Raw genomic sequence first — 13,923 nt, forward strand, 5'->3', positions numbered from 1 at the left:
CTTAATAATTCTGATGTACATGCAAATGTAAACGCGATTACTACTTTAAAAAGGATTCAAGAATCCTATTTACATACTTACTATTTAATAATCTACCTCTCCATTTGATAAAAATAATTATTTTCTCACATGCCCTATTTAATACTAAGTTATCAAAGGCCGACCAAGTAATTTATAATACGTTCATTTGATAACGCTTACTTGTTAGGGAATGTAGAAGTAATAAACTCAAGATGATGGATTACCATCACTTTACAATTATCAGAAGTTTCACTCAAAAGTTCAATTAGTATAAGGAGGGTGTTTTAATGAAAAAGAAATGGATCGTTATTACAATTACATCAGTTCTTATGGCTTTGCTAGTGATTACCGGTTGCACTTCCAATAATAGTAGTACTTCTACCGGTGCCAATGGTGAAAAAAAGATACAACTGACTATGTCAGCTTGGGGAAATCCCGCGGAAATAAAAGTGTATCAAAGGGCATTAGATGAGTATGAAAAACAATATCCAAATGTAAAGGTAAAATTGATTCCTGTTCCTGGGGACAATTATGAACAAAAATTAATGACTGAACTATCAGGAAACAAGGGGAACGATATTTTTTACGTTGGCAACGAGACGATCTCAAAGCTGATTGATACAGATACAATCGCTGATCTAAGTGAATTCCTAAGTAGCTCAGATAGCCATGTAAAAACCGATGATTTTGCAGATGGTTTGTGGGGAGCAGCAAGACAAGACGGTAAATATTATGGTGTAAGTGTTGATGCAAATCCATTTTTAATGTACTACAACAAGAATGTTCTTAAAGAATCGGGTGTTAAGAAAACTCCTCAAGATTACTATGATGCAGGCGAGTGGAATTGGGACGCATTTGCTGAAATTACTGGAAAAATTAGAGATGCCGGTAAAAAAGGATTTGTCGTAGACAATAACAATGAACCTTTTTTCTCTTGGATTTGGTCTAATGGAGGAAAATTATATGATGAAGAAGGAAATTATATTTTAGAAGAAAATGAAAAATCACAAGAAACATTTAAATATCTTGCAAAGCTAGTAAAGGATGGAAATGCCACATATGGTGGTTCCCTACCAAAAGGACAAGGTGCCGATGCGATGTTCATGTCCAACCAAGTTGGATTTGTAGCAGCTGGTCGCTGGTTAACTCCAATGTTTAGTGAAAATAAATCATTAGAATTTGATTATATTCCTTGGCCAACCAACACAGGTAACAAGATGGAACCCACTTCTATTGGAGTTGCTTTTATGGCAGTCAACAAAGAATCAAAACATCTTGATGAAGCAATGAAATTTATGTCCTTCTACACCTCAGCTAAAGGTCAAAAGGCTCGTCTAACGGATAACGGGAATGCCATTCCTTCTGTAGCGGGAATTGATGAACTCATTAATGAAGCAAAAGTGCCAGACCATCCAGGCTATTTGATCCAAGCACGCGATATTGGCATTATTGAAGACCAACAATCACTTATTCCAGGTTTAGGTAAAGAAGTTACCGACATAATGGACCTGATGTACCTCGGAAAACAGGATGCAGAGAAAACAATAACTGATGTTTCAAAGAAAGTAAAAGAAATGATAGAGGAACATAGACAGCAATAATAGCAATCTACTGATAAAAGAATTAGAAGGAGGAATTCACTAGAAGGTGTAGTATCAACTGAAATTAACTTCTAAATATCACTTACAAGAATCCTGGTATGGGTTACCAGGATTCTTGTATTTTTTGAAAATAACTAAATCTACCTTTTCGCGTTAAATATATCTCACCTTAAGATAGTTACATTTTCAGTTGAAGACGTCTTTATATATTGTTATTTTCGCCATATACATTTTATGAGACTTATCCCTTTTTTATTATCCTATTTCAGGATAGTATTTAATTGTACGTATGTATTAGTTTTAGATAATATATACACCTAATCAAATCTATCTATAAGTAAAACATATAATTTCATTTGTGGATCATGTATAATGGAAATAATTGTACAAACAACTGAATGGATAAACGAACAACTTGAAGGCGGGGATTTTATGGTAAAGCCCACAAAATATATGATAGTGATCGACAAAATAAAGGAATGGATTGCAAACGGTGACGTAAAGCCGGGCGAGAAAATTCATTCTGAAAATGAGTTAGCAAAGATGTTTAATGTTAGTAGGCATACGATCCGCCAAGCAGTAGGACAACTTGTACATGAAGGACTGCTATATAGAGAGCAGGGTGCTGGTACGTTTTGTTCCACTCCACCAGCTCCCCAAAAGGAAGTAAGACAAAATCCGCATCAGGTTGCACAAATGCCTGGTAAAAATATTGGGGTTATTACAACTTATATTTCCGATTACATTTTTCCGTCTATCATTAGAGGAATGGAGTCCTATTTAACTTCGAAAGGATACTCACTCATCATCTCTTCCACTGATAATGATTTGGATAAAGAAAAGCAGTGCCTCGAGGCCATGCTTAGTAGAAATATTGATGGACTTATTATCGAACCGACAAAAAGTAGTGGATATAATCCAAACATTCATTATTACTTAGAACTGGAACAAAAGAATATCCCCTATTTAATGATCAATCAATATTACTCACAATTAAACCCTGCATATATCATGCTTGATGATGAAAAAGGCGGCTTCATCGCCACGACTCATTTAATCAACTTGGGACATGAGAAAATCATTGGAGTTTTTAAAACAGATGATATGCAAGGGGTATATCGGATGAAAGGCTTTATCCGTGCATTCCGCGAAAATAAAGTTCCTTTTTTAAACGATACGATTATTTCTTATACAACAGAAGATCTGGACACAGCATTAGAAGATAAATTAAAGGAGCTTCTTGCTAATCCAGCGGACATTCCAACTGGTATTGTCTGCTATAACGATGCGAGCGCATTAGCCGTTATCACAATATTGCGAGACAATGGGTACAGCGTGCCAAATGATATTTCCGTTGTAGGCTATGATGACTCTACCTTAGCTGAAGCATCGGAAATAAAACTTACATCTGTGATACATCCAAAAGTTCAAATGGGTATGGATGCTGCAAAATGGATTATCGATGCAGTGGAGCAAAACGATCCAACGCAACAAAAGTCAATCATATATGAGCCCGAGCTTGTGATTCGAAATTCCACAAGAAGTTTATTAGCAGAAAAGAAAGCAAACTAAGAATAAGCTAACCATTTATATCATCAGGGAATTGACCTAATACATAAAAGGAAACTGGCACCTGTAATATTAGGGCCGGTTTCCTTTTTATTTGCCATTTCTTTAATATGTTCGATATGTACTAACGCGATTTCTGCACGCCAAATCGGTACTTCGTTGCACTCGAAAACGTTTTGTCTTTTTCAAGTATCCAAGACGGAAACTGCTGATGGTGGACTGCATCAGGTAAACCTTGTGTTTCAAGGCATATACCTAGGTATTTTCTCGATGGAACACCATACACTTTCCCCTCATTACTTAGTTGATTGCTCGTATAAACGACAACACCAACTTCATCTGTCTCAACAGTCATTGTTCGTCCACTTTCAAGGTCTTCTAATACTATTTCTTTGTTGTTATTTTCCTTCAATACAAACGGATGATCATACCCTCCGCCAACTAGTTGATTTTGTGGATGATTTGATTCTATACCGGTCTTGATCATTCTTCTCGCTCGAAAGTCAAAAGTTGTTTCTTCTACATCAACGAATTCCCCAGTTGGAAGTAATTCATCATTAAGTTCAAGAAACTGATCACTTTTTATCGTCAACGAGTGATTCATTACATCTCGCTTTAAATCACCACTCAAATTAAAATATGAGTGATTTGTCATATTTAACAGCGTTGTTTCATCTGATACACCATTATATTGAATCGTAAATTCATTTTCATTATTTAGCGTATATGTAACCTTCATATCTACATTCCCTGGATAGCCTTCTTCTCCATCCGGACTAGTATATGAAAATTGAACTTGGACCAATTCTTCCTTTTCCATAATAGCTGCATCCCAAATTACCTTATCAAATCCCTTTACGCCACCGTGGATATGGTTACCGTTTTCATTTTTCGCCAAATGATACGTTTTACCGTTCAACGTAAATTCCGCTCCACCAATCCTACCAGCTACACGGCCGACCACACAACCAAAAAATGGAGAATCACTAATATACTCGTCCAGATTATCAAAGCCAAGCACGATATTTTCATAATTATCATACTGATCTGGAGTAATAATTTTTGTGATAATACATCCATAATTAATACATTGAATGCTAATTCCTTGATCATTCACAAGTGTAAATGAGTATACCGGAGTATCCTCTATATGCCCAAACAATTTCTTTTTAACGTACAACATAACCCCACCTCTCCTTCCTATATCATACACGAAAAAGCGGAAAAGTTAATTAATTATATATGTAATACAGTTATAAGTAGATAAGAATTAGAAAGAAAAACGGACTCTACAAAAATGAGAGCCCGCTTCTTTCTTATTTTTTAATAATCTTATCGACAATATCCATTACTTCTGTTTCGAGTCCCGCAAGTTTTTCTTTACTGTTAGCAAGTGTTTTATCTTTTACAGCAAAGTAAAATTTCGCTTTTGGTTCTGTACCAGATGGACGGACGCAAAACCAAGACCCGTCAGCAAGCTTGTACTTCAATACATTTGATTTTGGCAAATTAATTATTGACCTAGTGCCGTGCTGCACATCGAAATGTTCGCTAGTAGCATAATCTTCAATCGTAACAACAGCTTGATCATTAATTTGCAAAGGAGGCTCCGCTCGGAATTTCTCTAAAATCCCAGCAATCTGCTCCGCTCCATCTTTTCCTTTCAGAGTAAGCGAGCGTAACGATTCTTGATAATAACCATATTTCTCGAATAGCTCTTCCAAACCATCATATAGCGATTTTCCTTGGTTTTTATAAAATGCAGCAACCTCTGCAGCAAATACCGCTGCTTGAACCGCATCTTTATCACGCACAAAGTCACCAATCAAATAACCATAACTTTCTTCAAAGCCGAATAAAAAGGTATGCTCATTTGTTTGTTCAAATTCTAGGATCTTTTCGCCGATAAATTTAAAGCCAGTCAATGTATCCAATGCTTTTATATCATAGCTTTCCGCAATTGCACGTCCCATTTCAGACGTTACTATTGTCTTAATAACAACCCCATTTTCAGGAAGTGAGCCATTTTGCTTATTTTGTTCCAGTATATAATGCATCATGAGCGCACCAACTTGATTCCCGCTAAGCACAGTATATTCACCTTCATGATTTTTTACTGCTACACCAAGACGGTCTGCATCCGGGTCTGTTCCCAATAATATATCCGCATCTATTTCCTTACCATAACGGATCGCAATCTCAAACGCCGCGTGTTCTTCAGGATTCGGTGATTCAACGGTAGAGAAATCTGGGTCTGGTAGCTCCTGCTCTTTTACGACAGTCACATTCTCAAAACCGAAAGCCTGTAAACCCGCTCGAACCGAATGATTGGCGGTTCCATGGAGCGGTGTGAACACGATCTTCAGATCTTTACCAGCTTGTTCAACTGCATCATGATTTAAGTGAATGGATTTCATTGCTTCTATGTATGCATGATCTATTCTTTCGCCAATATAAGTAAGTAGCCCCTTCTCTATAAGCTCCTCCTTCATACCTGATTCAATCTCCAATTCACTTCCAGCATTTTGCACATAATTGATTATGACATCTGCTGCTGCAGGCGGGAGCTGGCCACCGTCTTCCCCGTACATTTTCATACCATTATATTCAGGTGGATTATGGCTTGCAGTAATTACCACTCCAGTAAAAGCATGCAAATAACGAACAGCGAATGACAGCACTGGCGTTGGACGTAGTTCTTCGAAAAGATAAGCTTGCACTCCATGCTTTCCTACCGTTTTTGCCACTTCAAGTGCAAATTCGGGTGACATGTGACGGCAGTCATAAGCAATAACCACTCCACGCGCCATCGCTTCTTTTCCTTGCTGCACGATGTAAAGAGCTAGTCCTTCCGCCGCTTTTCTTACCGTATAAATATTCATTCTATTAGTTCCTGGGCCAAGTTCACCGCGCATACCGCCCGTTCCAAATTCAAGATCCTTATAAAAACTATCCTCAAGGAGCTTTTCATTGTCCTGAATAGAGTTCAATTTTGCTTTTAACGACTTATCCAATAGATCATAATCCAACCATTGATCCACTTTTGTTTTCCAAGACATATGTATCCCTCTTTTCCTATCAATACCATTCATTATAGCAGATGGCTAGTTACCTAACATCAATTAAAACGCCTAGATGCCACGACAGATTCTGCACTACAAAAATGTCTTTTTCCAACTTGTCTAATAATTATTTACACTCTTTTTGTCATAGCTTCATATATTTTGTCGAGTGATACTGTGTTAATTTTTTTCAAAAGCAGCATTTACATAATAAAAGACGCTTTTATACAAATTAAGACATTTAATAGCTTAAAAATTATTTTTAATATTGCTTATTTATCGATAGTCTTTTATAGTTAATAAAACAAATCAATTTACTATGAATTGAAAGGGATGAATGAGATGTCAAAAAGTCAATTAATGAATGTAGAAACAAGTGGTGTATGGGAAAGTGGACTAAAAACATCTATATCCATTAGAAACTTCGAGCCGTTTATTGTGGATGAGCCGAAAAGCCTTGGTGGAACTGATGAAGGGGCAAACCCTGTTGAATTTGTCTTGGCAGGATTATCTAGCTGTACTTCGATCATGATTGCATTAATTGCGAAAGAGCAAAAATTCACTTATGAAGCTGCTGAATTTAAAAATGCCGGTGAGATAGATCTACAAGGATTAATGGGTGTTGCAGGTGTATCACCACATTTTCAATCTGTTAACTTCGATGTTTTATTGAAAACCGATGAAAGTGAAGCACGAATACAAGAATTAAAAACGGCAGTAGAGAAGAGATGCCCTGTTATGAATCTATTATTAGATGCTGGAGTACCAGTCACATCTAATTGGATCAAAGTCTCATAAAAAACGATCATGAGTACTTAATCTCAACCTTCGCATGGAAATAGAATGAAGTATAAGCAGGTACAAACACAATCAAAGCGGTGTGAGAAAAGTGAAACGATTCATATAACCACTTCTATGTTTAAATAAAATTTAATTGGATGCCGATTAAACTTTGACGTAGCTCCGTCCTTTTTCTACAGAAAATAAAAATAGCATGGGCGCAATTTTAAGCGTCCATGCTTGATTTGTCTATTTTTTCCACCCAATACTAAAACAGCGGAGTTCTACTGGCAGCGATAGTTTTACTTAGGATGATTTAAGATACTGAGCAAATACACTTTTCAACATTCGCTGGCCAAGGCAAGCTTTGCACCATTGACATCCACACCTTCAAGCTCGGTAAGATCACAATCGCCCACTTCCATTCACTCATTCCAATTGTCGAATGTAACTTTTATACTTCTTCTCTCTTTTCATGTGCTTTTCTAAATGGAGATACTTTCCGTAAACCTTATTATACATCACGCAAAAGGCTTCCAATTTATCCAAGGCTACTGAAAACAACTGTCGATTTCCTTTTAGTTCTAACGATAAAACGAAACTGGATAAGATTATTTTCGCCATCTTCAAACGTCCCGCAAATCTTGATTTTATAAAGCTCCGTATCTGACCTTACATGTTTGGAAAATCTGTAAAGTCATATCTGTAATACTTCATTCAGCGGGGGGCTCTACCTCCCCTTCGAATGGAAGGTGCACAAAGCTTAAAATCGCAACACCATGTTGCAATACCTTTATGACCTGCATCTCGCAGATCCTAACGATTTGGACTCCTCCACCTATAGTTCTTTGGTTTCCTTAAAATCTCGAAATAGAGCTCCTCCTCCCAGAGGGACAAATATCAAACTTTATATCAGTAGATATCAACGGACTAAAATATTCCATTGACATGAACTGACATTGGTATTAAAGTTAGCTTTAGCTCCATCTTTTCTGCATTTGAGAGACGAGGGAGCAATACAAAATAAATGGGGGATCGAGAAGATGATTGGAGAACATTGTCGCAAGCAACAAAATACATTACTGGTAAAAACTCAGTATCAACTGCCTATTGATCTAAACATGGATCAATACATGCAGGATTGGAGGTCAGAGTAATGAAAGCGATTACCAAGTTTACTTTTCTGTTTGTGTTGATCAGTTGTTTGGGGATGTTATTAATATCATGTTCTAGTAGCGATGCGGATTCATCAGCAGGGACAGTTGATAAGGACACTACTGATAAAGCACAGGAACCTGTTACAGTATCAGTACTAGTCAATTGGGATGAGAATATGTTTAATGAGCGTTTTAAAAAACCCGTTGAGAAAAAATTCCCACATATCACGTTAGAACAAGTAAAAGCTGGATCTGGTAGAGAGGATTTAGAAGAATTGTTTACTAAAGGCATTTCTCCGGATATTTTCTTTGAAATCTCGCAACAAAATATGGAGTATCTTGAACTAGATTATGATTTAGATGAATTAGTAGAAAAGAAGAATTATGATTTAAGTCATATAAATCCAGTATTTCTGGACTCACTACGGGCGAGAGATAAAGATCATCGGCTTTTATCCTTACCATACGAGGTCATTTATTATGTTCTATTTTATAACAAAGATATCTTTGATTTATTCGGTCAACCATATCCAAGCGATAACATGACTTGGGATGAAGCAATTGAATTGGGAAAAAAGGTAACGGGCGAACGGAATGGCGTCCAGTATCGCGGACTAGATTTAGCAAACCCGACTGTTCCACTCATGCAGCTTGCTGTTAACAAAACCGATCCAGAAACAGGCGAGATATTATTGGATCAACCTGAATTCACTCGGTATTTAGAATTACTAGATCAAATTACAAGCATACCAGGAAATGATGACGGGCCATTTTTCGATGGTGGTCGATTTCCTTCAGAGCAAACAACGGCTATGATTGTTGAATTTGTACAGGGATTAAATTGGTGGCAGGATAATGAAGGACTTAATGATGCCGTAGCTCCGCTTCCTGTATGGAAAGACGGTCCGGCAGTGAGCCATCGCCCCGATGGTGGTCTTATTCCGTTAAGCATTAATCCCAATAGCGAGAATAAAGAAGCAGCGTTTGATGTTATTACGTATTTTACAGAAAACGAGTATCAGCTATGGGCATCACGTAATGGCATTGGACCTTCCAGCAATGATACTGGGGTTCTAGATCAATTCTTCCAGGATTATGAATCGACACATGATAAAAATGTAGCTTCCATTTTTGCTCATCCCCTTGCTATACCGCCAAAACGGATTAGTACTTGGGATAACTATGTCAATCTTGACGCCAGAAGATACGTGGAGTCAGGGTTGGATCGCAACGAATTCCTTCGCGTTATAACTGAAGAAGGGGAAGCAGCTATTACAGAAGCAATGAATACTGAAAACTAATGTGGATAATAAGAAAGTTAACGAGAGGCTTGCAAACGAGTCCTGAAGCTTGAAACCAGAGCAGCTACGGGACTGCGTTCAATACAGTATATGATCAGGCACCCCCGCTTTAAGCGTTGGGAAATTTCTAATACGAGAAAGAGAGCTAGGTCCCTTTTACGCTTGAGGTTGTAGTTCGCAAAAGATATCGGAGAAGTGGGAGCTGTCTTTCAAGCTCCCACTTCTCTTACGATGGGAGTTTTATATGATACATGGTGGACACATCAACTGAGCATTCACGCAGCAAATGAAATGCATATGGTAAGCGAAGCAATAATCATTCAGTAGTTCTAAATTATCATTAGAAAGGTGGTTGTATAAACGGAGGACCACAGGTCTCAGCCGCCCGTCCTCAACATATACAACGACGACGCACATGGTGATATTTGCATCAGGTATAAACCAGTGATATGCTCTAAATTAATAACATTGATGGATGGGTGCTATTAATATGAAGAATAACAAACTTGCCACAAAAAACACTTTGTACATGGAAGTAAAAGGAAAAATCCTACAATTCATTAAAGAGAATAATTTTCAAGCACATGATGTACTTCCGTCTGAAGCGGAATTGGCGGAGAAATATGGCGTAAGTAGAATGACATGTAAACTAGCCCTACAACAACTGGTAGATGAAGGAGTAGTATACCGCCTCCCCAGAAGAGGAACATTTGTTGCTGAATATGCCGATACGAAATTTGACATAACACAGCAAAAGAAACGCAGTCAAAGACTCGGATTAGTTGTTCCGCACATTGATGAATATGTCAGTCAAATCATCACCTCCATCGTTCACGAGGCAGAGAAAAATGGATACGAAGTACTATTGAAAATATCAGATAACCAAGAGAATAAAGAAAATCTTATTCTATCCGAACTATCCCACGAGTATCATGTTGATGGGATTATCCTTTTCCCGTCGGATCGCAAGGAATGCGGAGACGGTTTATTAAGGTTAAAATTGGATAAATTCCCAGTAGTCATATTGGATCGTGAATTTCGGGAGATTCAGATTGACTCTGTTTACCATGATCATTTTCAAGGAACCTATAATATTACCAAATACCTGATTGAGCAAGGTCATCGACAAATTGGATATATTTCACATAATATCGAGATTGCGACGAGTCGTGAGGAACGATTTCGGGGATTCATTCAGTGCATGTTGGATCATAATATCTCATTCCAATACCAACGTAAATTAACCAATGTAGAATGGGCGCATGGAAATGATTCTGGATCAGTTAAAGTGCTATTACCGAACATCGAGCAATATTTGAAAAACAATCGACAGCTAACCGCCGTTCTTTGTATGGATGATTATTTGGCGGCATACGTCGTTCATGCAGCAAGACGTATCGGTTTACAGGTCCCAGACGATTTGTCTATTACAGGTTTTTTAGATATCAATGTCACACAATTTTTGCCGGTGTCCTTAACGACAATGCGACAGCCTACGAATGAATTGGGTGAGGAAGCAGTCCGTTTGTTGTTGCGCCGGATGGATAATACCGATATTGACATACAACATATTCAAATCCCAACGGAACTAGTGATCCGGGATAGTGTTAGGAATATTTCTAATACCACCACTAATATTTAATGTATAAAAGCGTAGTTACTTGGTGCCCATGCCGATGAAAAGTATGGACACCAAATGATACAGCCCATATACACTAAGGTTCCAGGAAGAACCACTCCTTACTACTAAAAGCGGATTATTTGAAACGAAGGTAAGCATGAAGGTAGTTGCTATTTTATTTGTCGGCTTTTTCCTATTATCTCTCCCGTATTTTATCAAATACTTGGAAGTTTTATTATATCTATAGCTATATCCACAGGTGCCTTTTCCTTAGTATCATATAGGTAAGGTTTATTAAACGGCGTCTCATTCTCAAGTTGATTTAGTAAAAATAATGAGCGTTCAATCATATAGACATCGCCGCGCTTGTTAATTCTCTCCATTAATACTTCTTCATCTGCCCGCAAAACAACATATTTAATTGCCACATCCATATGTTTAAAATGCCTACAAAACCACTCTAATTCATCCTCCACAACAATATCTATAATGACGTTGAAATCATGTTGAATAAGATTGTTTGTGACAGCAAGTATATTCTTCCACATAATTGCTAACTTTTCCTCCCATGGAGGTGAAGAATGATCATCGAACATATGTAAAAGATCATCACCATGAATAAGAGCGCTTTTCGGAACTTGTTTAGCGACTTCTTTAGCTGCTGTAGACTTGCCGACTCCGCATGGTCCTGAAATGATATAAATTATTTTCACTTCTTGCCACCCCCTTATTTTGCTAGTTTTTCTTTACAAAAATGCGGGGCGTGTTTGTCATCCAGTCACGGCCCCCGCATTCTATTTTAGTGAATTCAATATATCGGTAAGGCTAAATTCTGCACATGCCATAGATGTGTCTGCTACACCATAGTACATCTTTATTGTGTCATCCTCAACTATTGTCCCACATGAAAATACGACGTCGCCAAAGAATCCTTCCACTTCATAATTTGCTTTAGGCTCCAAAATTGGCTTTTCGGATCGAGATAAGACCTTCGATGGATCTTTGAGATCCAATAAAACGGCCCCCATACAGTAGCGATGATCTTTAGAGGCACCATGATATAATTCAAGCCAGCCTTTTTCGGTTTTGATCGGTACAGCACCACCGCCAATCCTTGCTTCATCCCACATACCATCTCTTAATCCGATTAAGTGGCGATGATTTCCCCAGTATAGGAGATTATTAGATTCAGCAATCCATATTTCTGGCGAGCCAGTCGATTTTGGAACGGGTCGATGCAAAGCATAATACTTTCCATCAATTTTCTCTGGGAAAATTAATACATCTTTATTTTCCGGAGAAAAAATCATCCCATGATGTTCCACAGTTTCAAAATTCTTCGTAGAGACCATCGATTCTCCGACACCCAATTGTGAAACAGCACTAAAATAAATATAATATGTATCTCCTATTTGGGTTATCCGCGGATCTTCAATTCCTAATGCTTCATGTTTATTCGAAGGATATACAAATGGCTTATCATCAATAATAAAATTCCTGCCATCCTTGCTCCGTGCCAATCGAATATAAGAAATAGATGTCAAATAAGTGAATTGACCGGTATCACAATCCGCGATAACCCTAGGATCTGAAAAGTCATAGCGAGAATCCTCTTTATTAAATTCAATTATTTCAACACTATTCATTTCAGGTCGATAAACAGGAGCTTTCACAACGTTAGGAGCTTCGCTAATCGGCCGTTCTGCCACTCGAAGCGCTAAAATTACTTCATCTTTATATCTTGCCACCCCTGCATTAAATGCTCCAATAACTTCAAACCCATCATGGTAAGGTGTGATATCACTTGGTGTAATGATCGGATTTTCTTCATATCTATAGATATTCATTTACTTATCCCCTTGTTTCTCATACTTAGAAAACGGATCTTGCATGGAAATCATCTGTGCGCTTGCGTCACTTAGACCTGCATATAAATCGGCTGTACCGTCAGACTGACGAATCAGTCCTCCACTAAAAACGACATCAACTAAATCAGGCCGCTTGGCCGGTCCTTCTAAAAAATTCGACCGTTGTGCAATGAGTTCAATCTTGGAATGCTCCCCTGTAACTGGGTCTAGTGTGAAAACCATTGGGTAGTAGTGACGATCTCCACTGGAGTCAAAACTAGCAATATGTCCTAGCACTCCTATAAGGTCATTAGATAATAAATGAGCTTCGTTAGCCCCACCCCACTCGTCATCCGTAAACTGACCATCTAACAGTGGCACCTCATCTACGATTGAAATAGTTAAATCATCAAGAGTTGGAATAATTGTAAAACCAATTTTTCCTCGACCACCCTTTTCACCCTGTGGTCTAGTGAGAACACCAATTGATTTATCTTCTAATTCAACTAATCTCAGATCCTTCATACCATCTGGTCCTTGAAAGAACTGCGTAAGGCTTGAAATATTTTTACCTTTATAAAAAATGGTACGCCATGATAATGCTTCTTTCATTGTCGGATGTGGATATATTTCCACCCCACCTACAATAAGTTCTCCATTTATTTTTGTATAAAAAGGGTCCTGCAATTGTAAGACAGGCGCTTCATTTCTTGGCTGCCACTTTCCATCTTTCTCTACGAAAAAATACACATCAGAGTACTCACTATCACGAGACTCTACTCGCCCAGCAATGACCAGTTCACCATCATCCTCAAAGGGTGCCGAGATGTTATATACATCTTTCCCAGATACACCTGTAAACCGAAGTTCCTTAGCAAAGTATGGCTGTTCTTTTTGTAGAAATTCATCTAATAAAACCGCACACGTATTCATTCTGATAACCTCCTCTGAAGCATTCTTCGGA

General features: G+C 38.0%; 11 protein-coding genes. 5 read left to right on the forward strand and 6 right to left on the reverse strand.

The window, feature by feature from the left end; genetic code table 11:
* Positions 1-308: 308 nt before the first annotated feature.
* Together MHB53_RS12585 and MHB53_RS12590 are read left to right on the forward strand one after the other, a co-directional pair.
* Positions 309-1,622 carry an ABC transporter substrate-binding protein gene (locus tag MHB53_RS12585; RefSeq protein ID WP_340918768.1) on the forward strand — a complete coding sequence of 438 codons (1,314 nt, stop codon included), beginning with the start codon at positions 309-311 and terminating at the stop codon, positions 1,620-1,622.
* Between the two features lie 432 nt (positions 1,623-2,054).
* Positions 2,055-3,194, forward strand: coding sequence for a GntR family transcriptional regulator (locus tag MHB53_RS12590; protein WP_340924671.1), 1,140 nt, complete (start codon positions 2,055-2,057; stop codon positions 3,192-3,194).
* A gap of 121 nt (positions 3,195-3,315) precedes the next feature.
* Here MHB53_RS12590 and MHB53_RS12595 read toward each other — a convergent pair whose 3' ends face one another.
* Both MHB53_RS12595 and MHB53_RS12600 read right to left on the reverse strand, forming a co-directional pair.
* On the reverse strand, positions 3,316-4,371 hold the full coding sequence (locus MHB53_RS12595) for an aldose epimerase family protein (RefSeq protein ID WP_445661516.1): 1,056 nt from the start codon (positions 4,369-4,371) through the stop codon (positions 3,316-3,318).
* Positions 4,372-4,507: 136 nt separating this feature from the next.
* Positions 4,508-6,250: a phospho-sugar mutase gene (locus MHB53_RS12600; protein WP_340918773.1), complete on the reverse strand. Its 1,743-nt coding sequence runs from the start codon at positions 6,248-6,250 to the stop codon at positions 4,508-4,510.
* A 345-nt stretch (positions 6,251-6,595) separates the two neighbouring features.
* Here MHB53_RS12600 and MHB53_RS12605 point away from each other — a divergent pair, with 345 nt between their 5' ends.
* Positions 6,596-7,051: an OsmC family protein gene (locus MHB53_RS12605; RefSeq protein WP_340918775.1), complete on the forward strand. Its 456-nt coding sequence runs from the start codon at positions 6,596-6,598 to the stop codon at positions 7,049-7,051.
* Positions 7,052-7,462: 411 nt separating this feature from the next.
* Here the strand turns inward: MHB53_RS12605 and MHB53_RS12610 are convergent, their stop codons facing one another.
* Positions 7,463-7,657 carry a hypothetical protein gene (locus tag MHB53_RS12610; RefSeq protein WP_340918777.1) on the reverse strand — a complete coding sequence of 65 codons (195 nt, stop codon included), beginning with the start codon at positions 7,655-7,657 and terminating at the stop codon, positions 7,463-7,465.
* Between the two features lie 532 nt (positions 7,658-8,189).
* Between MHB53_RS12610 and MHB53_RS12615 the strand changes: the two genes are divergently transcribed.
* A complete protein-coding gene (locus tag MHB53_RS12615; protein WP_340918779.1) occupies positions 8,190-9,491 on the forward strand; it encodes an ABC transporter substrate-binding protein in 1,302 nt (433 codons plus the stop codon).
* Between the two features lie 490 nt (positions 9,492-9,981).
* Positions 9,982-11,133: a GntR family transcriptional regulator gene (locus MHB53_RS12620; protein ID WP_340918781.1), complete on the forward strand. Its 1,152-nt coding sequence runs from the start codon at positions 9,982-9,984 to the stop codon at positions 11,131-11,133.
* Between the two features lie 194 nt (positions 11,134-11,327).
* Here MHB53_RS12620 and MHB53_RS12625 read toward each other — a convergent pair whose 3' ends face one another.
* The 3 genes from MHB53_RS12625 to MHB53_RS12635 form a co-directional block, all read right to left on the reverse strand.
* Positions 11,328-11,825 (reverse strand): AAA family ATPase, encoded by a 498-nt coding sequence (locus tag MHB53_RS12625; protein ID WP_340918783.1) that lies wholly within the window; start codon positions 11,823-11,825, stop codon positions 11,328-11,330.
* An 81-nt stretch (positions 11,826-11,906) separates the two neighbouring features.
* Positions 11,907-12,959, reverse strand: coding sequence for a BtaManbiosPhlase (locus tag MHB53_RS12630; RefSeq protein ID WP_340918785.1), 1,053 nt, complete (start codon positions 12,957-12,959; stop codon positions 11,907-11,909).
* A complete protein-coding gene (locus MHB53_RS12635) occupies positions 12,960-13,892 on the reverse strand; it encodes an MTP-1 family protein (RefSeq protein ID WP_340918789.1) in 933 nt (310 codons plus the stop codon).
* Positions 13,893-13,923: the final 31 nt, after the last annotated feature.

The sequence above is a fragment of the Bacillus sp. FSL K6-3431 genome (assembly GCF_038002605.1).
In the GTDB taxonomy this organism is placed as follows: Bacteria; Bacillota; Bacilli; order Bacillales; family Bacillaceae_C; genus Lederbergia.